The sequence below is a fragment of the Paenibacillus sp. Marseille-Q9583 genome, assembly GCF_976954365.1.
In genome coordinates this window covers 1-25,456 of the sequence record NZ_CDRJTB010000004.1, presented here as the reverse complement: position 1 = coordinate 25,456, position 25,456 = coordinate 1, and the positions used below count along the sequence as shown (strand labels likewise).

Below are 25,456 nucleotides of genomic sequence, written 5' to 3'. Positions count from 1 at the left end.
AGGTGAATCTATTGAATAAGCTCTTATTTCATAATATTCCGCTGGGAGCAACCGGCGAACGCATCCCGCAAGCGGCAGTAGCTTCAGCGCAGACTAGCAAGGAGCTAGTGAAGCGGGAGGAGGGGGACTCCGCTTATTTCCGCAGGCTGGAGGAAGGCGGCATCCTGCTCAACCGCCCGCAGATTGCTGCGGTTCGGCATCATAAAGGGCCGCTGCTGACACTGGCCGGTGCAGGCTCCGGCAAAACCTCGGTTCTGATCTGCAGAACCGGTTATTTATTGTCCGTGCGCGGCGTCTCGCCGAGTCAGCTGCTATTGCTGACTTTTTCGAGTAAAGCCGCGGCAGAAATGCGCGAACGGATCGCCCTGCTGCCGGGAGTCAGCACAGCGGACGTTGCAAGGCTGCAGGCCCGCACGTTCCATTCCTTTTTCTTATTTTTCTTGCGCAGACAAGGATTGCAGCAGGAAATTTTCAGCGAAACACGGCGCCAGCATATCCTATTGAAGCAGATCATGCGTGAGCTCGGACTGCCGAAGGATGCTTATCCACCGGAAACCCTACTCTCGCTGCTCTCTTCCTGCAAAATGAACATGGGCACCGTGGAAGATCTGCCAGAAGGCACCACCGCCGAAAAAGAAATGAAGTCCATTCTGGAAATATATGAACAATGGAAACTAGACAATTTCAAAATCGATTTCGATGATGTCCTCTTAATCGCTTATCGGATGCTAAAGGAGCGTCCGGAGCTTTTGCAAGAGTTGCAGATGAGATATCTGTACGTGATGGTGGATGAGTTCCAGGATACAAACGCCTTGCAGTACGAACTTGTCAAGATGGTCGCTCACCCACAGCATAATCTAATGGTGGTTGGTGATGATGACCAAACGATTTATTCCTTCAATGGAGCGCGCAGTGAGTTCATTCTAGAGTTCGAGAAGCTCTATCCGGGAGCAAGGGTTATTACGCTCGATATTAATTACCGCTCAGGTCCAGCTATCGTTGGACTTGGCAACGGCATTATCAAGCACAATACACGTCGGCGTTCCAAAACCCTGCAAGCCGCAAAAGGTAGTGGAAGTCAGCCACGGTATATGCGTCCGCAAACTGCAGACGAAGAAGCCGAGCAGATGATCGAGCATATTTTAAACGAGGTCTCTAGCGGCAAAAGAGAATATAGCGACTTCGCCATGTTGTACCGGGCGTCGAGCAGTAATCGGGCCGTTCTCGAACTGCTCCTTTTACGCGATATTCCCTATATTGATTACGGAGAAGGGCAATTATTGTACGAGCACTGGCTGATCTCTCCGGTAGTGGATCATTTGCGACTCTCCGTGAATCGGCGAAATTTTGCAGCGATGGAGAATATCCTGCCGACGCTATATATGAACCGTGAAAAAGGCATGAATCACATCCGCCAGATGGAAGCTAGACAGCCCAAGCAAGGACCGTTAATCCACCTATTGTCCATGCCCGGCATGGAGGATTTCAAAGGAACCAAGCTAAGAGATCGGCTCGATCTAATCCGAAATATACGCGAACTGACCCCAATACAAGCAATCCGGCAGATTCGTACCCAATTCTACGATTATTTCATCGAAGCGAATGAACGGCATCAAGCGACGTTGCATAGAGAGACGTTAAAAGAAATGCTAGATGAGCTAGAATCCTCCGCGGCGCGTTTCGACAGCATCCCTGCCTTTCTTGATTTCATAGATAATGTCACGGAGCGTAACGAGCATAATCGCCAACCAGGCACTAAAGAGCAAGGCAATCGGATTGTATTAATGACCATTCATAAATCAAAGGGGCTAGAGTTCCCTGTAGTCTTTTTAATTGGAGCGTCTGAGGGAATTCTTCCGCATAGCTCTGCACTGGAGGGTGATCGGCTAAAAGACCGCAAGCTTGCGGCTGGAAGCAGTGGAGCCTCAAGCTTAGCAGCACTGGAGGAGGAACGGAGACTGGCGTATGTGGCCGTTACGAGAGCCCGAGAGGAGCTATTTATCAGCTCACCTGCACAGCATCGGGGTAAAAAAGCGGAGGTCTCCCGCTTCATGTTATCCGCCTTCCGTTCAGCGGTTTCTTCCACAGCAGCGACTACGGTAAGCAGAACAGTGACAACAAGATCCTTGCCGACCAGCCGAGCGGCCACGACAAAAACAAAAACCCATGTCGTTCCGGTATGGAACTGCACGGGCAGCAGTTGTCCTGGTTGGACACGCATGAAGGCAGGCGGAGCTGAGGATCATTTAACCTCAAAACCATGCCCTCTATGTAGCACTCCTATGACGAAGGATACTAGAGAAGTTCCAGTATGATTTACACGCAAAAAAAGCAAGTTTCCTCTTCCCTGGAAACTTGCTTTTTAATATATTGCGCTGTGTCCAGCTTAGGTCCATGCCCACAAAAATCCATCGCGATCCCACGCGATTTTGCCGCCGTGCAGCTTCCGGAAAGCTTTCTTTACTTCCTTGGACAGTGAGGCATTGCCATTCTCATTCACAAATACAAATTGTTCTCCAAAATTCTCTTTTACATATTCAATCGCCGCGGTCTGATACAGGGTACCCGTAAACCGAATTTCCTTAACCATCCATTCCGCTACATCTTGTGCTGTTACTTCCATATGGATGTGCCTCCTTTCATGTACTTCATGCTAAAATGTGCCCTCATTATAACATGAATACAGCCCGACCGGACAAACGTCCGAATCGGGCTGTATTAGGCTGTCTCTAATTATTGTGGATATGTATGATTCGAAGAATGACGAGTCTTCTGCCCGCCACTTACCATCAACAGAATCCCTGTAATCAAGTGCAATACCCATCCCACAAATGGAATCCAAGCGAATAAAGAAGTTACAATTCCGAGTACTGAACCATAGATAGATTCTTGGTTCTTTGAAGATAAAATCAATGTAACTAGGTGAAGAATAAACATCAACCCCAGTGCGGAGTAGCCAGTGCCAATTACAATAGCAGCACCCAGAATTGGAATTGCCAAAATAATTTCAAACGAGCCTGTAATCCATTTCAAAGCTCTAGAAGCGCTCAAAAGACAACCTCCTAATTAGGTAAAATATACAATTTATTATACAAAAAACCAGCGTTCCCGTATATGATTTTCATCTTGCTTTACTATTTTATTTTCATCCTAAAATCACAGGTTCATCCACCTCATGAAGTGGTTGCTTTTGCACAAATGGGGGCAAGCCTTCCTTGCTCATTGCAGCTGAGGGAGCAAGGCCTAAGCAGTGGCACATTAAAGGAGCCATTCGCAGCTGAGGCAGCACTTCTCCCTCTTTTTTCGAAGGCAATGCATCTACTCCAAACGTATATAACGGCACATCCCGCTCGAAAGAGGTGACCCCTCCATGGTACCCATTTTCGTTCATTCCATGATCTGCCGTAATCAGAATCTTATACCCCTGTTCCATCCAAATAGGCAAAACAGTGGCTAGCAGTCCATCGGCGTTACGCACGGAAAGCTCATATTCCTTGCTCTCCCCGCCATAACGATGCCCGGCGTCATCTATATTCATGGAGTGAATGTATAGAAAATGCGGATCATAAGCACTCCGTAAATACACAGCGTCGGCAAACACATGACTGTCAGGATAGTGATCCTCGAAATAAAAACTGCCATGCTGAATTGGCCTCATCACATTATGCTGATGGCGATCAGCCAGTGGATCAAAGGGTGCCGAATTATAAAGCTCACTGACCCAATGATAGGCGACAGCAGCTGTACGCAAATTAGCGGCTACTGCCAAATGAAATACACTTTCTTCATGGCTAGGTCTCACAATATGGTTAGCCGTAATTCCATTTTTGGACACGGGTGTACCCGTTAAGAGCACTTCATAAAGCGGGCGTGATAGACTGGGTAACTCCGACTGTACTCGATAACAAGATAAGGATCCTTGTTCCACAAGATGCTCCAGATAGCCCATGTATTTGCGAGCAGCATCATATCTAAGTCCGTCCAAGACAACCACAATGAGTTTATTGCTCATTTCCGTCATTCTACTCACGCTCCTTCTCGCTCTAAATGTAAAAGCTCGGAAGGGTTCAACGCCAATGTGACTTTGTCCCCTTCTCCAACCCGTAGCCAGCGTCCATCATTTAAAAGATCAACCGTTAAGCGGATTCCTTCAGCCTCAACCGTACATCGAATAATATTGCCTAGCACAGACACCGATTTAATCATTCCATTCACCAGTTGTGCTCCTGCAGCAGCCTCCTCTTGACCCGCCCCGTCATGCAGTAACGTTACGGCTTCAGGGCGAATGGCAAAGCTGTCCATACCACTATCTATGCCACGGAACAGCGCCATCATCTCTGGCCGAGTCAATACGTTATAACTTCCCATGAACCGAGCAACGAACTCTGTGCGCGGCGCGGTGTACAGTCCTTCCGGTGTTCCACCTTGGACGATGCGTCCACCATTCATAATGCAGATGCGGTCGGATAGGATCAGCGCTTCTTCCTGATCATGCGTAACGAATAAGGTCGTCATGTTAAAGCGCTTCTGAATATCACGAATTTCGGCACGTAGATTCTTACGAATCTTGGCATCAAGTGCACTCAGGGGCTCATCCAGCAGTAATACTTTGGGCTGTACGGCTAGAGAACGGGCCAGCGCTACCCGCTGCTGCTGTCCACCGGAGAGTGACTGCGGATAGACATCCCGCTTCTCCTCTAGATCGACTAAAGCCAGCAGTTCCTCGCAGCGGCTACGTCGGGCGGCTTTGGACAAACCACGCATCTTCATTCCATACTCAATATTTTGGCTCACCGTCAGATTAGGGAATAGAGCATAAGACTGGAACACCATCCCCACCTCGCGTTTACGGGGCGGCAGATTTGCCAGATCTTTATTCTCTAGAAGGATTCTGCCGCCATCCAGCTCCGAAAGGCCAGCTATGCAGCGAAGTAACGTACTTTTCCCGCAACCGGAAGGTCCTAGCAGCGTCACAAGCTCCCCTTCACGAATCTCCAAATCTATATTGTCTAGCACACAGGTCTCACCAAACATTTTGCGTATTCCCTGCAGCTTCAGATAATCGTTCATCCCTTAACGCCTCCTCCCATCTTTTTGCCAAGCTTCATTAGTACCATCGAAAGGACTAGAATAAACAGAAAATACGAGATGGCAATTGCACTGGCTAAATGTCCGCTTTCGCCCATTCTTTGATATAGATACACCTGAATCGTCTGAATATGCCCGCCAACTAGCATGTTTGTAAGGACAAATTCACCGAACAGAACGGAGAATGATAATAAGGTAGAGACGATAACGCCAGGCCAGATATTTGGCAAAATCACATTCATAAAAGCCGTTCTGCGGCGGGCTCCAAGCAATTCTGCGGCATGCAGCAGTTCTACGGCGTTAACGGTCAACAGACTATTGCGAATGCCCTGATACATATAGGGAAGAATGACCACAAAATACGCCCCCACCAATAAATAAGCTGTTCCAGCGATATCAAAGAGGCCAGAGGAATAGGTACGAATAAGTCCCACCGCAGCCACTACACCAGGCACCGCATAAGGCAGAACAACAATCACTTTCATAAAGCTCTCCCAGCGCGGAAAATAAATGGTGATGACAAAAACAGCTGGCAGCATCACGGCCAGACTCAGCACCACGCTAATCAGGCATAAATACAGCGAGGTCCAGAGCGCCTCCAAAAAACGAATATCCTTAAACATTTCTCCAAACCAATTCAGTGTCCAAGCTTGAGGCAATAAGGTATTTTGCCAGTCCTGCGCGAAGGCATAAATACCGGTTGCTAACAGTGGAAGTAATAAATACACCATGAGCATTAGCATGAAAGTGCGCGGAGCGAAGCCTGCTTTACGTATATTCATTGCCCCACCTCCTCACTAGCTGCCGTCCACAAACGCCGAGAAGATTTGGTTTTCACATCCGGTTTACTGAGCGCTTTTGATCCAAACCTCTCCGTTCGCCGAACCATCAGATGATTCAAGTAGACGGCCAAAATCGTAGTCAGACCCAGCAGAACAGCAAGCGTACTCCCCATTTCTGGCTGAGTAACCACATCTCCAGCAACCAGTGAACCGATACGTACCGCCAGCAGATTATAATTCCCGCCAACCAAAGCATATGCCGTTGCATAGGCACCCATCGCATTGGCAAACAGTATTCCCAGTGTGCCGAAGATCGCCGGAGTTAGAATTGGCAGCCCAATCGTCTTCCAGAACTGCCATGGTCCTGCTCCCAGCAAGGACGCCGCCTCTCTCCACTGCTCACGAATTCCGTAAAAGGATGGATACAAGAGCAGTAAGGCTAATGGAACCTGAAAATAGACATACACCAGAATCAGACCAGACCAGCTATATAAATCAAAATCGGTAAAAACACTCCAGCCCCACTGTTTGAATAAGAGCGTAAACACTCCGTTGTTACCGAGCAAAATAATATACGCAAAAGCCAGCGGAACCCCTGCGAAGTTAGAGGTCATATTCGACAGCATTAAGAGTCTGTCTCTTACTCTCGGAGTGAACCGAGTAATACAATATGCACAAAAAAGTCCGACAATGATTCCTATCAGACTTGAGATTAAAGAGATCAGCAAGCTGTTCTTGATTGCCTGCATATAATAGGCACTTTGCAGTGCATGCAGATAATTGCCTAGCGTAAACCCAGTGCCATCGGACTTTTGGAAACTTCCTGTCAGCATGGACAATACCGGTACCAGCTGAAATGCTAACACCATCAGTACAAACGGAATGAGTGCCAGGACCACACCGCGGCTTTTCTGTTTCAATTTCCTCACTCCTTGTCGCGGGAATAGAACAAGGGCACCTTACGGCATCGTGACGAAGGCGCCCTGCTTCTTTTTTGGGGGAGAACAATTCTAGTTCAAATGCACAAGTACACGTTCCTGCCATAATTGCGGAATAGTCTTAGCTGTCTCTTCCCACACCTTGTAATCACCAACAGGCTTAGCGTTAACATATTCCTCTTTTGGCAGCAGCTTAGCAGCAACATCATCCGGTAGCTTTACACTGTCACGGATCGGACGCGCGTACCCTTTGGCAAGATTAATCTGTCCATCATCACTAAGAATATATTGACGTGTCAGCTTCGCAGCGTTAGGATGTGGCGCATATTTGTTGATGATCGTTGCATAACCGCTCACTACACTGCCTTCCTTCGGAATGGCTACCGCGAAGCCATCTTTGTTGATTTGATCTCTATAGTTCAAAGCGTTGAAATCCCAGAGCAAGGTAACTTCTACTTCCCCTTTTTCAATGTTGGCAAGGGAAGCCTCTGCATTGGAGAGACGTCCTTTTTTAGCTAAATCCTCGAAAAAAGCAATCCCCGGCTCAATGTTCGACTCATCGCCACCAAAAGCAATCGCTGCGGCCAATACAGCCATCTGCGCTTGAGCAGCTTTGGTTACATCACCTACGATGATTTTGTAATTTCCGTTCTTCAGATCTTCCCAGCTCTTCGGTGGGTTAGTCACGAGCTTGGTGTTTGTCAAAAACGAAATCGTCCCTTGATAGCCGACAATCCAATTCCCGTCCTTATCCTTAGCCCAATCAGGGATCTCATCCCAGTAGGTCGTTTTATAAGGTTGTGTTACCCCTTTATCCACGGCAACTGATCCAAATGCGATCCCTACATCTCCGATGTCAGCCGTTGGCTTATCTTTTTCCGCATCAAACTTGGCAATTTCCTCCGCGCTCGACATATCCGTATCTGAATGTGTAAGACCATACTTACTACTCATATCACTCCATGTATCTTTCCAGTTCGCCCAGGAATCCGGCATTCCCACGCTGATAACACTACCCTCTTCTTTAGCTTTACTCTCGATCTCGGTCAGACTTAATTCTTTGGTGCCAGCCTTTCCATTCGTTGATTCGTCAGCCTTAGCCGAATTTCCACAAGCAGCAAGCAACAAGACGAGCAAGGATAACATTAGACCCATCGATAATTGATTTTTGATCCCTTTTTTCATGATTTCCCCTTCACTCCTATTTCTTATTTGCGGGCTTCTCTATGCTCCAACTGTTAGGCACCCAATTGCAGTATAGGCGTGTACTATTTTCGCGGCATTAAGGAGGATAGGAATATTTGTAAATAAAAAGGAAGACATCCCAAAAAACCACCTGATTCACTCAGGCGGTTCTCGTGTTTATGCTTAAAGCTACACTACCTTCTACGCGCCGTCACACTTACCACGCCGTATCTATAGAGTACTTTCTTGCCGAACCAGCCAAATAACCGATCCGTGAAAAAGCCCATAAAGCCAAGACAGAATAACCCTACAAAGATCCAATCTGTCCGAAAAAACAATCTGGAATTCCAAATCAGATAACCTACACCTTCGTTCGAAGCAATCATTTCTGCACCGACAATCGCCATATACGAGGTTCCCATCGCTAACCGGATTCCTGTAAAAATATACGGTATCGTCGCCGGGACGATCACATGAATCAGGCTTTGCGGCTACTCACTTCATCAGTCGTCGCCACACAAGCAGCCCCCTCAACAAACGGCAGGGTTGTTACCACGTTCACTACCGAATCCGATCCCTTAGGTGCAGCCCCTGGTACTCTAAACTGTGTGACATCTATCCTCTCAATCGCTTGTTCTTCCGGCTTCTCCAGCTGTGGTACCCACGCATAAGGCACACGATAGGAACGGTAAACCATGTTTGTATTTCTGGAATCGTTATACGGTGAGATATATTCCCAGACCAGTTCATGTTCTGCCGTAACCTCGAAAAGTCTACCGTTAGATCCTTCTGTAATTAAGGTGTTGCCATTCGGTAACCGCTGGGCGGAGCTAATATAAGGACTATAGAATTTATAAGAATCCGTCGGAACAGAGAAGCCTGCTTCTGCCGCGGTATACTGCCATTCAATTTCGAGTGTCACGGGATTAATCTCTAGAATTCGAGAGTAGTCGCGGAGTGCATTTTTTTGCCCAAAGGGTGAAGATGGATTGGGAAGACCATAACCGCCCCAACCTCCGTTATCAAATACGAGTAGGTTTCCTTCTCCCGGCAAGCCCTTCGGAATGATGTGCGCATGATGCTGGCCAATGATCCAATCGATATGCTTCAATTCTGGCAGTGAGTAGTCTGGACCGATTCTCCACACGATGGCCCCGGTACGCTTATCTGTAATTGCGATAATGTTCGCTTCCCGTGCATCCCAGATCACATTATCTGGATGGAAACGCTCATCACCTGCATCGTAAAACTTATTAGGTCCTACATACGAAGCTGAATTGATATGCAACCAGTCACCCACACCGCCCCCCAGATTCCCGAAGGAGCGTGAGTTAGGATCACGGAATAAGACGTTTTTCGCCGCTTCATCAAAGCCTAGCTCTGCAAAATGTTCATTCGGGGCCCACTCCCAAACGATATTCCCTTCCCAATCCACTTCGATAATCGTGTCATCCAGCAGCTGCTTGTCGGAGATTTGGTGGTTGTAGATATTTTTGTGAGCGAGGATTAGGGTTTTGCCACCGTCAACCTTAGGCTCTAGCCCTGGTGCAAAATAACCCACTGGATTGCCTTCGCGCTGATAGTCATGATGCTGGCGAGCATACCAGAGCGGTTCATAACCCGGATCTTCTATATGTTCATAGCTGTTATATTTCCATACGATGTTACCGTCCCAATCGACCTGTACGAGATCTACATTATCCTGAATGCCGAATTTGGGATCTCTCCTTCCTGTACTGCCTAGCACATAACCACCAGGGAAAATTTTAGCCGGAAACCCGAGCAGCCCCTTCCACAGATGCACTTCTTTACCGTTCATATCAATCAGTACAACGCCTTCTTCACCCGCTTGAAATACGGTATACCCACTCCACGCTTTGCTTGGATTATATACGGTTGCTCCAGTTGGAAATATGGTTGAATGTCCCATCGTTCATCTCTCCTACATTTAATTTATTTTAATAGCTAAGATAATTACTTTTCTTTGTGACTGCTCGTGGCTTCTGTTCAAGGTTTGGAGAAGCTTCAGCCTCAGCATTCTCCTTCACCAGCTTCAGCAAGATGTCTGAGAATCCTTCGAGATTACTAATGATCCGCTGATAAAAGTGACTTTGCTGCACCAATTCCTCTTCCGTGAACCCCTCAAACAGAAGCGAAATACATCGTTCCCCAATGTTGCTATTAAGCTCTGCCATCTTCCGGCCTTTGTCTGTGATGTCCAGCATCACCGTCCTACGGTCCCCTTCCTTACGTCTGCGTACAGTAAATCCACCTGACTCAAGCTTATCGCTCAAAGCTGTGATCGCACCTGACGTAAAGTCCAGTTCATCTGCTAAATCCCCAAGCCGCTGTTCATCCTCGCGAATGATTTTATGTAGAATCAGCATGCCGGGTAAAGAGATGCCTGCTACTGTAACCTTATCCCGTTCCTTTACGAATCTGCGGACCATCTTGCGGAATACCCAGTCCGTCTCCTCCAGCTGTCTCCAATACGTATCGCCCATTCTTACCTCATCTCTCTCCATAGCCAACAAAAAAAGACTCCCAGCACAACTCCCTGGCAAGGGAAAAGTGCGGGAGCCTTTGGCGGTCCAATCGGCTCAGATAAATTATTTCACTGTTCATTTAATTAGTGTTTAAGGATTGATGATATCATATAACCCTTTATTCCTACCTGTCAAGTATGTATTTTTCATTCCAAAAAATTACCCCGATACCGGCGCAGATCGCATGCTTGTACTAATTCAAAATCAAATAAATTTTAAGCTTTTTCATTGACATTTTGCCCATTGTTAAATATATTGTACCTAAGAATAAATGTTTACCTAGGGAAACAAATTAGATAATTAAAATAAATGTTTCCAACAGGAAACAAATCAATAAATTTCAAGACGAGGAGCTTTTTAATGATTGAAATTAGAAACCTAAACGTGGATTATTTCGGTAATTCAGCGCTAGAAAATGTAAATATCGATATTCCCTTTGGGTATACCATCGGAATTATCGGGCCTAATGGTGCAGGAAAATCGACATTTATTAAGTCATTGTTAGAAGTAATCAAGAAAAGAAGCGGAACGGTGATGGTAGAGGGAAAGGATATTTCTGAGTACAAACGGAAGATCGCATATGTGCCACAAAAGAACGACATTGATCTTACTTTTCCAATCACAGTGAAAGATACCGTTCTAACTGGAACCTACCCAAACTTAAGAATCTTTCAGCGCCCAGGCAAAAAAGAGCGGCAAAGCGTCGAGGAATGTATGGCCATGGTAGATATAAGTGATCTTGCGGATAAACAAATTAGTAATTTGTCTGGAGGACAACTACAAAGGGTTTTTATTGCCAGAGCGCTTGCCCAAAAAGCGGATGTATTTTTTTTAGACGAACCTTTTGTTGGCATAGATCTAGTCAGTGAGAAAATTATTGTAAAACTGCTTAAACAGCTTCGTGAAGAAGGGAAAACCATATTGATCGTTCATCATGATTTACATGAGGTCGAAGAATATTTTGACAAAGTAATCATTCTCAATAAAAAGCTTATTGCTTTTGGCGATGTGGAAGACACCTTTACAGCCGACAATATCCTCAATGCTTACGGGGCGTCCTTAGGTAATCTGGTAATCAAAGGAATGGGGGGCGCCGAAAATGATTGATTATTTCTCAGCGTTATTAAACATTCCGATCTATGCGCTTAACGCTGGATTGTCTGCTATCATTCTTGGTATTGTTTCAGGGGTTTTAGGAAGTTTTATTGTACTCAGAAAAATGTCATTAATGGGCGATGCTTTGTCTCATGCTGTATTACCAGGTGTGGCGTTATCTTATATTTTAGGGATTAACATTCTTGTGGGAGCTTCATTGTTTGGACTTTTAGCGGCCATCCTCATTGAATTCATAACAAGTCGCAGCAATATCAAAAGTGATACCTCAATCGGAATTATTCTCAGCTCATTTTTCGCTCTAGGAATTGTCTTAATCACTTTCGCTAAGAGCGGGCTTGATCTAACTCATATTTTATTTGGTAACATTTTGGCCGTCCCGCAGTCCGAGTTAATGCAATCATTTATTATCATGCTTGTTGTTATAGCCATCATTTCATTGTTGTATAAAGAGCTGTCAATTAGTTCGTTTGATCCTGTCGTCTCTAAGGCATTTGGTTTAAAAACGGGATTCTATCATTATTTATTGATGATGCTGTTATCCGTGGTTACTGTGTCCTCATTATCTCAAGTCGGCATTGTGCTTGTGATTGCAATGCTGGTTATTCCAGCAGCTACATCTTATCTTTGGACGAATAAGCTGATCCACATGATTATCCTAGCTTCTACCCTCGGCGCTGTATCTGGAATTATAGGTGTGATCATTAGCTTTAGATTCAATTTACCTACAAGTGCCACCATTGTTCTAGTAGGCGTAAGTTTGTTTGCTATATCTTTTATTATCTCGCCCAAAAATAATTTTCTAAGGAAAGGGTTGAAACAAGGATGAAAACAATAAAGATGCTCTCTTTGACTATGTTCATCTTACTATTGACCGCATGCTCAAACGTTACTGAAGGAGAAGCAGATAACGACAAGTTAAAGATTGTTGCAACCTATTCCATTATCGCGGATATGACTGAAAACATTGTAGGGGAAAAAGCTGAGGTATACAGCATGGTTCCCATCGGAACAGATCCGCATATGTACGATCCACTACCTAAGGACACAAGTAAAGTATCTAGCGCAGATTTAGTTTTTTATAACGGATTGAATCTGGAAACAGGTAAGGGGTGGTTCCAAGACCTTCTTGATGTCACTAATAAAAAGGATGTCGCTTTTGCCGTCTCAGATGAAGTAACTCCAATGTACCTAACAGAAAAAGGCAAAGAAACTCAAGAAGATCCTCATGCCTGGCTTGATGTTCAGAATGCTATTAAATATGTAGATATCATCACTAAACATGTAATCGAAAAAGATCCGGACAACAAAGAATTTTATCTAAATAACCAATCAGAATATGTTAAGAAACTCAATGAATTGGATCAATATGCAAAAGAATCGGTAGAAAAAGTCCCGCAGGAGAAACGTATTTTGGTTACAAGCGAAGGGGCATTTAAATATTTTTCAAAAGCCTACGGATTTGAATCCGCATTTATTTGGGAAATCAATACCGATAGTCAAGGAACCCCACAACAAATGAAAAATATAATTAAAGTCATTGATGAAAATCAAGTGCCGGCATTATTTCTGGAGACGAGCGTTAATCTGAAAACAATGGAAACCATCTCCAATGAAACGGGTGTACCGATACATTCTAAGATTTTCACCGATTCTTTAGCTAAGAAAGGCGAAGAAGGCGACACATACATTAAGATGATTAAATGGAATATTGATAAAGTCGTTGAAGGATTGTCGTCATAAAATATCCCCACAAAGTGGGGTTTTACTTCGATGCATACTCAGATACTTTGCGGGGCCCCAAATAAATACTTTCAAGTACGTTAAAGAAGGCTGTCGAGATTTTTCTCGACAGCCTTAACTTTAATAATAACGAACCATTATTGGCCACTTTCCAGCACAATTGCGTGACTGTCCTCATCATATACCTGCATAAAAGCTGAAGCCGTCGGCAAATATTCAGCTGCCACATATAAAGTGCCCTTTATGTTTTGCACATTAAGACTTGCATCTGGCTTTAGGGAAAGTGTCCACTCCCCTTTGCTAATCATCGTCTCTTTGCTTGCCGAATCCCAACGAATGTCCGTTCCCCATGCGCTGAATAGCGCTCTAACCGGTAAATAAATTTTGCCGGATTGCTCAAGTGGTAGATTGTTAGTATTCAATTTCACCTGTACTCCGTCCAACCATACTTGCATCTCCTTACCCACTGGTAGTAGCGTGACTGCATCGAGCAGATCAGCCTCGCTACGCAGTGGCTTAAGGGCTTGCAAATCGAGATTTAATACCTTCAGCTTGTTATTCAGTGTATCCGTCACATACAATTTCCCGGAAGCAAGCGCAACACCGGACGGTTGATTAAACATCACTTTATCCAATGCTCCAACCTGATCTCCCAAGATACCCTGCCCTGCAACTGTGATGACTCTTCCATCCTTCTGAATGGCCCGAACCCGGTGGTTCAGACTATCAGCAATTAGCAATACCCCATCGGCATAAGCCAGTCCACGAGGACGATTGAACAGCACCGACAGACGATCTCCATTCTGAAACCCTCCAGCCATATAGCCAGTCACCGGATCAATACTGGTTGCTTTGCCTGCAAAGGTCTCAACCTGATCCCCTTTAATCAACCGGATCATCTGATTCCCACTGTCAGCCACATAAAGATTTCCTTTCTCGTCGAACACAAGACCAACAGGCTCATTAAATTTGGCTGAAGCTACCGAACCATCTAAATAAGCACCCATATTACCTTGCTGTCCTGCAAAAGTAGTCACAATACCTTCCGGTGTAACTTTGCGAATCATATGATTCAAGGTATCAGCTACATAGACGTTGTCATTGCTGTCTATTGTCAATCCACCCGGCGCGTTAAACTGCGCGGTATTGCGTTGTCCATCTTTATAGCCAGCTACTCCCGTTCCTGCGAAGGTATACACTTCTCCATTTTTAATTTTGCGGATTACATGGTTGTCGGTATCACTGATATAGATATTGCCTTTACTGTCAGCAGCGGTATACGACGGATGATTAAACAAGGCATTGGCACTCTTACCATCGATATATCCTTCCGCACCTTGTCCAGCCACTGTCTGCAGCTCTCCATTGCTCCACTTGCTGATAATACCGCTTCCGGACTGAACAATAATGAGATCATTGCTACTAGGTACGGCAGTCAATCCCCACGGCTGTTTAAGAGAGAGTACAGCGTTAGCAGAGATATTCTGATTTATATTCCCTTGAACGTTGCCGCTTACGGGTTGCACTGCCTCTGCCGTAGCAATACTGGACAGAGATCCGCTTATGAGCATAAATCCACAAACGATGGAGATGAGTTCCTTTTTCATTATGTTTGTTCTCCTCTCGAAGGTTATTACGCCTTTAAAATAACAAAGATAATCTAATCTGGAGGTTATCTACCACTACCTCTACAGGGCCATTTTCTGTATCTTCAATCCTCACGAGAGGAATGGTAACGATATAAGATTCGGGAAATAATCCATTCAAGAACTCCGGAGTAAGTTTAAGCACAAAGGTATTCTCACCGTTACGATCCAGTACATAATCTGTATCTTCTAGTGGAGATGGATCTCCCTCAGAATATTCATAATGATATCTAATCTCCCCTACATCATAACCCAGCGAATGGATGATAAATTCTGGTGCTTCACCTTCACCTATAGGGCCAGTATGGTTAAAATAACTCGGAGTGATCATTCCCTTGTAGGTAAAACCGCCATCTGCTATCCGTTGATCCTCTTCCTGTACTTCCCCCCCGGAAAGGGCATTCTTTAACAAACCGCCGTTTACCTTGATTTGAACGAAAGAGCTATAAGGAAGTGATTCACGCAGCTGAATGTGAAGCTTATTCTCTCGAATATATACCTCACCTAAATCGAGCTTGTCCTCACTTTGATTCAAAGTAACACTCACCCCATCCCTCGCAGCATTAGGATTAGAGTCATCTGCGATATTAAAGACTAATGGTGCAGTAAACGGCAAAACAATCTCATTATCACGGACGAGATAGTCATAGATATGTTCTCTAAATTCCTGCTGGTCTAGCTCAGGCGCACCTAGTGGATTTGGTGTTGGCTCCGGTGTTGGTGTTGGTGTTGGTGTTGGTGTTGGTGTTGGTGTTGGTGTTGGTGTTGGTTCCAGCGTCGGCGTTGCTGTCGGCTTCGGCTCCGGTGTCGGTGTCGGCGTTGGTGTAGGTCTCGTCGGCGATGTTGGTCTCGTCATATCTAAGGGAGCTAAACTAGATAGATCATAGTTAATCTGAGGTGGAATTGTTGGAATAGGCGGACTTGAGTGAACGGGCATAGTGGCTTTTATTTGCTCGAGTAGTTGCTCGATTTTTTTCTTAGCCGATTCGAATTCCAATACCTCTTCTTCGTTCAGATATTTCAAATGCTGCTCTAGCGCAAATTGTGGTAATGCATTTAGGGACAACTGCGACTCTATCCATTGTTGATTCTCCATAATTAACTGCTGGGAGGCTGTTATCATACGCTCAATCAGCGTGGGATCAATAGTCGAAACTACATGAACTGTTCCTTCCAGAACTCCCAGATAATCGCCGTTATTCCCTATCCCATTATTAAGGACTACATTGCCTTGGCTATTAACGCTAACAAAAAACTCTGTACCCATAACGCCCATAATAGCCGTTGGTGTCTCAATCTCAAAGCGGGAATCGCCCTCCAGCTTCTTTTTCACCTTGATCAAGACTTGCCCATTTTGCAGCTTCAGACTTGTCTTACCGCCCAGCGCTTTTGCACTTTCGACTAATTGGCTAATAGTAAGCGTAGTACTAGCTCCGATCGTAACTTCTTTGTTAGCATCAAGATCGAGGCTAATTTGCCCATCATTGCCTGTTATAATCGTATCACCTTGGGTAATCGCCATTCCTTTAAAAGCGTTGAATTTCTTCGTTCCACCGCTCTTTTTCACTTCAGACTTGCCTGAGACCGCAGTTATTTTCCCCACTTTAACGCTATCCTTCGCCTCTGTGACAACTGCGGGCCAAAGAATACTGAACAACAGCATAAACGACAGTGTAAGCTTTAACGACCTCATCTCAATCCCTCCAGTTCATAGACACTGATTCCTTGTTCCTTGCCCTTTACCTTGATCTCCCCTAATGAAACAGCTGATACTCTATCTTTTACAAAAGCGTAGGTAGCCTCACTGATGAGGATTTGTCCAGGCTTCGCATTGCTTTCCAGACGGGCCGCCGTGTTGACGGTGTCTCCAATCGCTGTATAATCCATCCGGGTCTTGGAGCCAATATTCCCGAATACAGCTGGACCAGTATGCACCCCGATACCGAATTTCACTATAAGACCAAACCGTTCGAACAGCTTTTGTTCCACCGCAGCCGAGCCTTCCTTCATCGCCCACGCCGCCTTCACCGCTTGCATTGGATGATCCTCCAGCAGCAATGGAGCATTAAAGATCGCCATCGTGGCATCCCCGATAAACTTGTCCAGCGTGCCATCATACTTAAAAATACAACCCGCAGTCAGATCCAGATACTCATTCAGAATCTCAACAATCTCCTCTGGTTCAGCAGCCTCCGACAACGGAGTGAACCCGCGAATATCAACGAATAACAGGGTTAGCTCTCTGCGACTTCCTCCCAGCTTCAGCCCTTCTTGACCGTTCTTAAGAATTTGATCGACAACCTGCGGGGCAACATATCGACCAAAAATATCCGTAACTCTACGTTTCTCCATCAGTTCTTCTAAATATTGAAAAGCTATTACGATAATACAACTAACGATTAGAAAGGGAATCACATAACCCAGTGAAATGACTATCCCTTGGTCATAGAAAAAACGACCTGCAAAGATAAGAAGTGCAATGATGACCACAATGACCGCATAGGAATATAGCATCTTCACTTTACGGAATAGTAGATAGGCTAAGAGCGCAACAAAAAGCAACACTACCTCGTTCCACTTCCAATTCAGTACCCGCTTATAATTATCGTCCAGTAGAGATTGAATGATATTTGCATGAATTTCCACACCATATAACGTATTTTTTCCGCTAATGGGTGTTAGGAAATCATCCTTAAACCCTGTAGCATAGGGCCCTATAAGCACAATTCTATTCTCAAAATAAGATGGTGGAACCTCCCCGCTAAGAACCGCCGAATAAGGAATCTCCTCAAAGTCGCCATTGCCACCTGAATAAGGGATATAAAAGCGCCCAAAGTCATCCAGTGGGAGTTTCTGCGGATCAGCAGTGCCCCCCATCGCCTCTCGATATTTCTGGTAGACCGTCCATGACAAGCTGTGAATAGAATCCCCTTCATAGTCAAAAGAATAAAGAGCCTTACGCACCACTCGATCAGTATCGGTAATAGTATTGATATGGGCGGTTGCAGCCGCAGCCTTCCCCAAAGCCTCAAACGGCTGGGATAGCTCCAGCGCTTCGATCTTTCCCTGCTCGGTATTTGGCGCAAATGTGCCATATACAGGCAGAACTACATTCCCCGCACGGGCCACAGCCGCAGCGAATTCTGTATCCGCCTCCGGGTCCTCCGAGCCTACAGGGAACGTAAGGTCAAAACCGATCACTGCTGGATGTCCCTCGGAGAGCGTATCTAACAGCTGTGCATGAACATTTCTGCTCCACGGCCAGCTGCCAAAGTCCTCCAAGCTCTGATCATCTATCCCGATGATAGCAATCGTAGTATCCACAGACCGCTCGTGCTGCATCACGCGGTCTTGTAACAGATGATCAATGGAGTCAAGACTCCCTCTATACAGTAGAACCGCAAAAATCATCGTAAGTAGAAGCAAAATATGTGCTAACTTAACTCTCAAGGTTCGTTTCTCCAATCTATGTAATATGGAATGAGTCCGAGCCAGCGCTATAATAAGCGTTCAAATACGTTGGTAATTGATAAGCAAAGAAGAAGGGGGCAGTGGATATCAGAATAAGGAATACCAGCAATCATGGATGAATACCCATTCCTGCGCCAATTGGAAGAAGTGCTGTAACAAGGAGAATAACTGCCGGATCATCGTGAATAACTAGTGTAACAACGAAAGATATCATTATGAATGCCAGCAGGAAGCTAGATTATGTCTATTAAAAATTTATTCAAAAATATTATATATGAAAAATCATATGAATAGTAAGAATTTCCTGCTTTGCTAGCAGAAAAGGAATATAGAGTGCAAAAAATGACAAAAAGCAGGCCAGAGTTACCTCTGCCTGCTTTTGCCATACTATTCTTATAAACTGATTATTCCATATAACAGTTTTGCAATTTCAGCACGGGTTACTTTGCCACGAGGATCGAAATTATTGTCGCCCTTACCGTCAAGGATTCCCTTAGCTTTCAATTCACTTACCGCTTGCTTCGCCCACTCTGATACGCTGTTCATATCCTTAAAGCTTGCAGTAGCAGCAATGGAAGACTGCACTCCAGCTTTGTATTGTATCAATTTCTGTAGGACAACAGCCGCTTCTTCACGTGTAATTGCATCTTTAGGACGGAACTTGCCATCACTGCCTTGGATAAGTCCAAGCTGGACAGCTTTGTTTATCGATGATGCATAATAAGCATCTTTTGATACATCTGCAAAAGCACCATTCCCCGTAGTTTCACTTGTCTCATTCAATCCGAGTGAACGAATGGCTAGTGTAACAAAATCTGCACGGGTTACATTCGCTTGTGGACCATAGTGCGTATCGTCGATACCCTTAATCACATGCTTAGCCGTCAGCTTGGAAATGTACGTCTCTGCCCAGTGACCAGCGGTATCACTAAATTGCTTATGGTATTCCAGTACCGCGAAGGAAGAGAAATGATCTGTTGTAAAGGTAACGGTATTACCTTTAAACACTCCACCCAAATATTCCAAGGTACTGCCATTTACATAATAGACACCCGCAAAATTTGTATCGAGCTTAGCAAGCTGTTCCTTCGTCAGCGTCAGGGTAATCGTAACAGCACCCTTAAGCTGGTGGATAGCCGTTTCTTTGCCTCCTGCTGATGTACTGAGGTTCAGCGTAACGTTAGCTCCGGATGGACTCATTCCAGAGACATTGGCCTGTACAGAAATCATACTCGTATCAATGCTTAGTAGCAGCATATCACTGCCTGCCGGGATAGCTGGTAAAGAGCTTGTTGGTACGCTTAATGTAACGCTGGAAGACACAATATTCAGATTCAGCTTCTTGTCGGCAGCCTGTTGGATGCTCGTTGCATCAAGTGCAAGTTTAAACTGATCTTGAGTCAAAGCTTCTCCGCCTAAGCTAATCTTGATATTTCCACCTGTCGTAGCTTCCTCAATCAGCTTCTTCAAGGCTGACGGATCAGCTGTATACGTTCCATTACTTCCTAATGCCAGTTCAATGTTTCCTTTTCCCGCTCCAGGTGTGGCTGTAGGCATTGGAGTCACTGTTGGCACTGGTAAAACTACTGGAGGTGCTGATGTCACCTCTGGTGTTGGTGTTGGTGTCACCTCTGGTGTCGGTGTTACATTCTCTTTCCCAGTGTAGAAGCCCCAAATGTCTGAAAGCACACTACCAGAGTGATCATCCTCGACTTTTGTATACCACTGGTAGTAGCTTTCTGGATTAAGCTTACTCCAAGTGACCTGAGTCTCCGTACCGCTCTCTACTTGCTGCTGGGTCGCGATTGTCTGATCACTGTAAACCTTAACTCCAATGTAATCGGTAGCTACACGTTTTGTTACAGGCTGCAGATCGAGATCTAGTACGAACTCATCTTTGCCCGGGAACTCATTTTCATCATAATAATTATAATCATCCAAGTAAGGCGAATAAGTCTTCACACGAAGCTTGTTGTTAGCTACATCGAACTGAAGCAGACGAATATAACCAAGTCCACCCTCTTCGGCACCTTGATAATCTGCCAGCATTTGATATACACTGCGGTCCGCGATGCCATCTCCATTATCATCCAACTCATCTACCTTAAGCTCCGCATCATGATAATGACCGGACAAAGCTGCGATTACGTTCTTGTTAGGTTTTACAACCTTTTCAAAGATCGTATCGGCAATCGGTGCGCGGTTATTAGATACGAGCAGGTATTCATGAAGACAAAGAATCGCTTTACGTTCTGGATAACGAGCAACGATCTCATTCATCCATTCAATTTCTTCTTCAGCCAGTCCCCAGCCCATATATACGATAATGAAGTCATTTCCGTTCGCAGATACTAAATCATAATGGCCTCGGTTGTTGTCATAGGATCCGCCAAAGGTTGGCATGTCCTTAAATCTCCATTCCCCAAAGTATTGCCAGAATTTCGTGTAATCTCCGGTTTGATGGCCTACATCATGATTACCCGCAAGAACACCATATGGAATACCTGCATCCTCGAGTACCTTCATATCCCGATCGGCTTCTTCCCATTGATATTCCTGATACGATTTATCCACTACATCACCTGTATGAATTACATACTTCAGATTCAAATTATCTTTATTGTCGGCAATCCACTTTACATTTTTCTGATAAATGTAAGGGTAGCTTTGAGAATAATATTGCGTATCAGACATCCATACAAAAGAAAAATCATAGGTATCCTGCGTAACTGTAGGTGCAGTCTTAGTCGCGGACGCAATCTCATCCTGAACCATGACAGCAATGCTATCTCCGCTAGCGAATTCTCCAACAGTCACCGTAGATTTCAGTTCAAAATCCTCAGTACCAGCAATCAAATGATCCAGCTGTATCCACTTCTCTTCAGCAGGACTCCACGCGTAGAGACTTACTTTACGACCTGGAAGTGAATTCCCCTTCCATTCAATATCCACACGATCTGAAGCCTTCACCGATTCATCCAGCTTAATTTCATAGCGCTGATATGGGAATTGCTCCACAGCATCGTTAATTAAGTACTGTCCGTCAACTGCACTTATTTTGCTGTATTCGTCACTGCTAAGGGCTTCTTCGCCCGCAGGAACGGATTGCTTCGGCGGTTCTGTATCCGATGCGTTCTTAAATCCAGTAAATCCTTGCTCTGGATGGTTACCATCGTACTTGAAGCCTCTATAGAAGGTAACATCCATCTTATCCTGATTAGGATCTTCAACCTTAACCTTCAAAGTTGGATTCGTGCCCACACCAATCTCCCAGTTCTGAGGTGAGATCAGGAGTGGTGCAAATGGATTTTCATTCGGTACTTGGAATGTAATTACCTTTTCCACCTGATTACCTATCTTATCCAATGCAGTGATAGAAAGCGTATGGTCTCCACCCGATAGCTTTCCAGATGAAGTAGCATACGGCAATTCAATAACATTGCCATCCAGCTTCACGCTAACTTTATCTACACCTGCGTAAGTATCCTTGATCTCAGCAGTAATTACGAAATTACCGCGATAAGTTTTTCCATCTTCAATCGATGCTTTAATGGATGGTGGCGTGTTGTCTACAACTACGTTTGACGATACCTTGGATCCACCTTCGGTCACTGTTACTTTATGTTCTCCGTCAGTTACTTCTTTAGTATTCCAGTTATAAGCCTTCGAACGGAATAAATCAGATTTCAGATCGAACCGGAAGCCGATGGATTCATGCTTCCCTGCGCTGTCCCCCATCTTAATTTCTTTATCACGTTCTGCATAAGCAGGGTCCCAAACTTCAGTACCATCTGCAAGTAATAGGCGCACATTCTTTACTTCAAAGTCATCTTTATTCTCCTCGGGACGAGGGTCAAAAGGCGATGATTTAGAGCCCGCCCGAATGTAGATCACATTATCCGTGCCCACTTGTAATGCGGCAGAGGAGATCGGGAAGGTCAAAGTCGTATACGTAGTAATCGGGTCCATAAAGGTATATAGAATGCTCGCGTCCCCTAATTCTGCCGGTCCCATTGTGATACCATTTTTGAAATAATAGTCTACATTCTTCGCATCAAATACAAAGTAAGCATCATTCTCAAGCGCGGCATATACCTCGTTATTGCCGAGCACTTTATTGTCGATGCTCAGGCCCACTTCATCAGCCTTGGCAGTGGCAGAGGTTCCTTTTACCGTCATAGAGCCATTAATGAATTGCCCATCCTTCACATTCAAACGAAGCGCTGATTGATCTGGACCCCCTGTAATTTTCACTTTCATTACCGGAGATTCAGTCTCATTTGTGCCATCGGAAACGACGAAGTAATACTGAATTTCATTTCTGCCAATCAAATCAGCAGACGACAATTTATAATGATACAAGCTATCGTTAAAGTCTTGGGATAGATTATGGCTGACAAAATCAGGCTGCTTATCCGAAGCTACCCTTACTTCTACAGACGTAACGGCTTTATTGTCATCCGCAAAAGCCTTCAAATCCAGACTCATCGACTGATCAATCTCCGTTACACCAGTCAAATCATCTACCGTTGGCTTCTCTGTATCCGGCTCCACATGGATCGGTGTGTTAGGAAGCTGTACTACATCCACCTGCCCTGGTGACGGAACCGCTGATCCTGTGCTAATCTTGAGCATTTTACTTTGCCCATTCACAGGATACTTGTATAGAAGGGCTTTATTTTCTTTGGTGTCATCACCTTTAGCCCCACCATCATAGGTAAGATCAGCATCATAATACGCAGAGGAGATTTCTTTCTCGGTATTACTTTTGATTACGACGGCCCGGCGGCCAGAGTTCGCCATCCCATCGCTTTTGATTTGAAAGAGATTCGTGCCATCCATCAGATTAGTGTTGAATTCCGCATTAAAATCACTAGCGGTGTATGTACTGTTAGCACTATTAATAACCCAAAACACTACGGAATGCTGTGCAGGAATTACAAAACTCTCTTTCGTAGAGGGCCACTTCACATCGGAAGCATTGCCTTTATCAGGATAGCGATAATAGATCTTGTAGTTTTTAAAATCAATCGGTGCATCAGTATTGTTATATACCTCAATGAATTCAAAAGCATCGCTGCTCGTACCTTTTACATTCGTCGAATTTGGCAGCAGCTCTGTAATTAACAGCGGCGGCACATTACTCGAATCGAATGCAGGCAGGTTCACATGAACAGAATAGCTCTCTGTTACATTGTTTACACGAATGCTGTAGTGCAGTTCTGGTTCTTCCAGTGCAGCCGCAGGAATCACGGCCGTATATTCCCCCTCGCCTTTTGAGGTCATGGTGATTACCGTATCTTTCACCTGAGAAGGAGAGCCGTATTGCAACTTCACTACCGGTAGCGTTCCGTCTGGTCCAATCTCTAGGTTCGTAATCTTCGCGGTGACGGGAAGATCCGCTGGATCCACACTGCTCTGCGAGTGGTGTTCAATTACCGGTTGCTTGTCTCCAGGTACTAGCTCAGGCAGTTGCTCTGGATCTACGGTTCCTGGTGTAGCCGCAACCGTTCCCGAAATCGCCATGAGACTCATCATAGAGCTGTTGGATTGCGAATACTTATAGAAAATCCCGTTGTTTTCCTTCACCTGTTCTTTTCCATAAGAAGCAGAGACAATAAGAGCATCTCCTGCTTTACTTTTAATTTGTAAGTTGCGCGGAGAAGTGTTTGCCATACCACCGCCACCGTTAATACGGAACAGGTTTACACCTTCCTGCAGAGATGCTGAAGGATTAAAGTTTTTGATGAAATCCTCGGCAGGAACACTCAGATTATTGCCGTTCATAATCCAGAAGACGATATTTCCATGCGCCGGTATGACCGCATCGCCATTTGGTGTCCAAGTATCTTTGTCATTATAAAAGAAATAATAATCCTTAAAGTTAACCGGCTCGTCCGTATTATTGTAGACCTCGACAAATTCATAGCCATCTACTGAGGTCCCGTCCGTGCCTTTTACATTTTTAGTATCTGGAACAACCTCTGTAATAAGTAAAGAGCCTGGATTGGTTGGTGTCGCATACACATCTGTCATTACAGTCGGTTGACTTAAAAGCGTGTCGAGCTCAACCTTTTCATCAAAATATGCTCCTAATTCGGAAGATGTCTGCTCCGTATCCGGCTGCTGTTCTTCTGCATATCCTGCTGGAACCATGATCCCCAACATCAAACTACTTGCAATTACGCTGGATAGAAAACGTTTAGCTTTTGCTGTTATTCTCAAAATCCCGAACACTCCCCGTAAGTTTGATTGTGACCCTTCTGCATAAATATGCAATTTAGATCATCTGGAAAGTATACTAGGGGTATATTATCGCTATATTATTCCAATGTTAAATCTTTAGGTTATCTTAAATATTGTTTAAGCTTCAGCTCAGCTTTCCGGGTTATAATAGAAACAAGTTAAACCTCAACCATCACAGACACTTTCGACAGAAACCACAAAACGTTATTTGTAAAATAAGAAAAGAGGACTCTAATGGATATAAAAAGAGTGATTATAGTAGGAACCGTAGTTATAGTAATGTCTTTCGGAAATGCTTGGAGTAGCCTTACTGCTAACGCAAGCTCGTCAACTCAATGGTCCACCACAAGTGTTGCGGATAAAGACGAATTATTACTGAAAGCCCTTAACCAACCCACAGATGATGATCTGTACGATGCCTTATATGACGGCAAATCACTTCAAGATATTGCAATAGAACAAAACACAGATATTGAAGATGTGATCGATCTACAGGTAACCCAGCTAACGGAACAGCTAGATTCACGACTAGCTTCCGGAAATATTACAGCCGAGCAGTATACAGCACACAAAGCGGAGCTGAGGGACATCGTTACGGAGAGCGTTCTCACTTCTTTCGGCTAAGAAAGATACATACATTGGCCGTACAACATTTCTCCGCGTCACAAGCTAAAACGCCTTCTGCGTCCCTAATGGAC

18 protein-coding genes and 1 pseudogene are annotated in these 25,456 nt (G+C 44.8%); 5 read left to right on the top strand and 14 right to left on the bottom strand.

Annotated elements, in window-relative coordinates:
* Positions 1-11 precede the first annotated feature (11 nt).
* The gene (locus ACWNM1_RS03360; RefSeq protein ID WP_449599885.1) at positions 12-2,315 is read left to right on the top strand and encodes a UvrD-helicase domain-containing protein; all 2,304 of its coding nucleotides are present in this window, start codon (positions 12-14) and stop codon (positions 2,313-2,315) included.
* A gap of 71 nt (positions 2,316-2,386) precedes the next feature.
* Here ACWNM1_RS03360 and ACWNM1_RS03355 read toward each other — a convergent pair whose 3' ends face one another.
* From ACWNM1_RS03355 to ACWNM1_RS03310, 10 genes and pseudogenes are all read right to left on the bottom strand, one after another.
* Positions 2,387-2,623, bottom strand: a complete 237-nt coding sequence (locus tag ACWNM1_RS03355) for a DUF6953 family protein (RefSeq protein ID WP_042123499.1) — start codon at positions 2,621-2,623, stop codon at positions 2,387-2,389.
* A 110-nt stretch (positions 2,624-2,733) separates the two neighbouring features.
* On the bottom strand, positions 2,734-3,051 hold the full coding sequence (locus ACWNM1_RS03350; RefSeq protein WP_449599882.1) for a hypothetical protein: 318 nt from the start codon (positions 3,049-3,051) through the stop codon (positions 2,734-2,736).
* A gap of 94 nt (positions 3,052-3,145) precedes the next feature.
* Positions 3,146-4,021 carry an alkaline phosphatase family protein gene (locus ACWNM1_RS03345; protein ID WP_449599880.1) on the bottom strand — a complete coding sequence of 292 codons (876 nt, stop codon included), beginning with the start codon at positions 4,019-4,021 and terminating at the stop codon, positions 3,146-3,148.
* 5 nt (positions 4,022-4,026) lie between these two features.
* Positions 4,027-5,070, bottom strand: coding sequence for an ABC transporter ATP-binding protein (locus ACWNM1_RS03340; RefSeq protein WP_449599878.1), 1,044 nt, complete (start codon positions 5,068-5,070; stop codon positions 4,027-4,029).
* A complete protein-coding gene (locus tag ACWNM1_RS03335; protein WP_042184213.1) occupies positions 5,067-5,870 on the bottom strand; it encodes an ABC transporter permease in 804 nt (267 codons plus the stop codon). Before ACWNM1_RS03335 ends, ACWNM1_RS03340 begins: the two co-directional genes overlap by 4 nt.
* Entirely contained in the window at positions 5,867-6,790 is a 924-nt protein-coding gene (locus ACWNM1_RS03330) for an ABC transporter permease (protein WP_449599876.1), read from the bottom strand. Before ACWNM1_RS03330 ends, ACWNM1_RS03335 begins: the two co-directional genes overlap by 4 nt.
* A 90-nt stretch (positions 6,791-6,880) precedes the next feature.
* Positions 6,881-7,993: an ABC transporter substrate-binding protein gene (locus ACWNM1_RS03325; RefSeq protein WP_449599874.1), complete on the bottom strand. Its 1,113-nt coding sequence runs from the start codon at positions 7,991-7,993 to the stop codon at positions 6,881-6,883.
* Positions 7,994-8,187: 194 nt separating this feature from the next.
* Positions 8,188-8,481 (bottom strand): annotated as a pseudogene (locus tag ACWNM1_RS03320) (ABC transporter permease); the annotation flags it as partial.
* Positions 8,472-9,923 carry an aryl-sulfate sulfotransferase gene (locus tag ACWNM1_RS03315; RefSeq protein WP_449599872.1) on the bottom strand — a complete coding sequence of 484 codons (1,452 nt, stop codon included), beginning with the start codon at positions 9,921-9,923 and terminating at the stop codon, positions 8,472-8,474. The pseudogene ACWNM1_RS03320 and the gene ACWNM1_RS03315, both read right to left, overlap by 10 nt.
* 28 nt (positions 9,924-9,951) lie before the next feature.
* On the bottom strand, positions 9,952-10,497 hold the full coding sequence (locus ACWNM1_RS03310) for a MarR family winged helix-turn-helix transcriptional regulator (protein ID WP_449599968.1): 546 nt from the start codon (positions 10,495-10,497) through the stop codon (positions 9,952-9,954).
* A gap of 405 nt (positions 10,498-10,902) precedes the next feature.
* Between ACWNM1_RS03310 and ACWNM1_RS03305 the strand changes: the two genes are divergently transcribed.
* Genes ACWNM1_RS03305 through ACWNM1_RS03295 form a run of 3 tightly spaced genes read left to right on the top strand, consistent with a single transcriptional unit; the run spans position 10,903 to position 13,395 of the window.
* Positions 10,903-11,646, top strand: coding sequence for a metal ABC transporter ATP-binding protein (locus tag ACWNM1_RS03305; protein WP_449599967.1), 744 nt, complete (start codon positions 10,903-10,905; stop codon positions 11,644-11,646).
* On the top strand, positions 11,639-12,481 hold the full coding sequence (locus tag ACWNM1_RS03300) for an iron chelate uptake ABC transporter family permease subunit (RefSeq protein WP_449599870.1): 843 nt from the start codon (positions 11,639-11,641) through the stop codon (positions 12,479-12,481). The genes ACWNM1_RS03305 and ACWNM1_RS03300 overlap by 8 nt, the downstream gene beginning before the upstream one ends.
* The gene (locus tag ACWNM1_RS03295; protein WP_449599868.1) at positions 12,478-13,395 is read left to right on the top strand and encodes a metal ABC transporter substrate-binding protein; all 918 of its coding nucleotides are present in this window, start codon (positions 12,478-12,480) and stop codon (positions 13,393-13,395) included. The genes ACWNM1_RS03300 and ACWNM1_RS03295 overlap by 4 nt, the downstream gene beginning before the upstream one ends.
* Positions 13,396-13,532: 137 nt before the next feature.
* Here ACWNM1_RS03295 and ACWNM1_RS03290 read toward each other — a convergent pair whose 3' ends face one another.
* The 4 genes from ACWNM1_RS03290 to ACWNM1_RS03275 form a co-directional block, all read right to left on the bottom strand.
* On the bottom strand, positions 13,533-15,002 hold the full coding sequence (locus tag ACWNM1_RS03290) for a stalk domain-containing protein (protein WP_449599867.1): 1,470 nt from the start codon (positions 15,000-15,002) through the stop codon (positions 13,533-13,535).
* A gap of 34 nt (positions 15,003-15,036) precedes the next feature.
* On the bottom strand, positions 15,037-16,734 hold the full coding sequence (locus tag ACWNM1_RS03285) for a FecR family protein (RefSeq protein WP_449599865.1): 1,698 nt from the start codon (positions 16,732-16,734) through the stop codon (positions 15,037-15,039).
* Positions 16,731-18,491: a CHASE2 domain-containing protein gene (locus tag ACWNM1_RS03280; protein ID WP_449599863.1), complete on the bottom strand. Its 1,761-nt coding sequence runs from the start codon at positions 18,489-18,491 to the stop codon at positions 16,731-16,733. The genes ACWNM1_RS03285 and ACWNM1_RS03280 overlap by 4 nt, the downstream gene beginning before the upstream one ends.
* Positions 18,492-18,905: 414 nt before the next feature.
* Entirely contained in the window at positions 18,906-24,737 is a 5,832-nt protein-coding gene (locus ACWNM1_RS03275; RefSeq protein ID WP_449599861.1) for an S-layer homology domain-containing protein, read from the bottom strand.
* Positions 24,738-24,992: 255 nt separating this feature from the next.
* On the opposite strand from ACWNM1_RS03275, the gene ACWNM1_RS03270 reads away from it, so the two are divergent.
* Positions 24,993-25,382, top strand: a complete 390-nt coding sequence (locus tag ACWNM1_RS03270) for a hypothetical protein (RefSeq protein WP_449599859.1) — start codon at positions 24,993-24,995, stop codon at positions 25,380-25,382.
* Positions 25,383-25,456: the final 74 nt, after the last annotated feature.

What these genes read in the sequence shown, in the direction of transcription:
- ACWNM1_RS03345 (WP_449599880.1), bottom strand. Translation starts at nt 4,021, where the DNA reads ATGACGGAAATGAGCAATAAACTCATTGTGGTTGTCTTGGACGGACTT.
- ACWNM1_RS03300 (WP_449599870.1), top strand. Translation starts at nt 11,639, where the DNA reads ATGATTGATTATTTCTCAGCGTTATTAAACATTCCGATCTATGCGCTT.
- ACWNM1_RS03285 (WP_449599865.1), bottom strand. Translation starts at nt 16,734, where the DNA reads ATGAGGTCGTTAAAGCTTACACTGTCGTTTATGCTGTTGTTCAGTATT.
- ACWNM1_RS03355 (WP_042123499.1), bottom strand. Translation starts at nt 2,623, where the DNA reads ATGGAAGTAACAGCACAAGATGTAGCGGAATGGATGGTTAAGGAAATT.
- ACWNM1_RS03310 (WP_449599968.1), bottom strand. Translation starts at nt 10,497, where the DNA reads ATGGGCGATACGTATTGGAGACAGCTGGAGGAGACGGACTGGGTATTC.
- ACWNM1_RS03295 (WP_449599868.1), top strand. Translation starts at nt 12,478, where the DNA reads ATGAAAACAATAAAGATGCTCTCTTTGACTATGTTCATCTTACTATTG.
- ACWNM1_RS03315 (WP_449599872.1), bottom strand. Translation starts at nt 9,923, where the DNA reads ATGGGACATTCAACCATATTTCCAACTGGAGCAACCGTATATAATCCA.
- ACWNM1_RS03290 (WP_449599867.1), bottom strand. Translation starts at nt 15,002, where the DNA reads ATGAAAAAGGAACTCATCTCCATCGTTTGTGGATTTATGCTCATAAGC.
- ACWNM1_RS03325 (WP_449599874.1), bottom strand. Translation starts at nt 7,993, where the DNA reads ATGAAAAAAGGGATCAAAAATCAATTATCGATGGGTCTAATGTTATCC.
- ACWNM1_RS03335 (WP_042184213.1), bottom strand. Translation starts at nt 5,870, where the DNA reads ATGAATATACGTAAAGCAGGCTTCGCTCCGCGCACTTTCATGCTAATG.
- ACWNM1_RS03340 (WP_449599878.1), bottom strand. Translation starts at nt 5,070, where the DNA reads ATGAACGATTATCTGAAGCTGCAGGGAATACGCAAAATGTTTGGTGAG.
- ACWNM1_RS03270 (WP_449599859.1), top strand. Translation starts at nt 24,993, where the DNA reads ATGGATATAAAAAGAGTGATTATAGTAGGAACCGTAGTTATAGTAATG.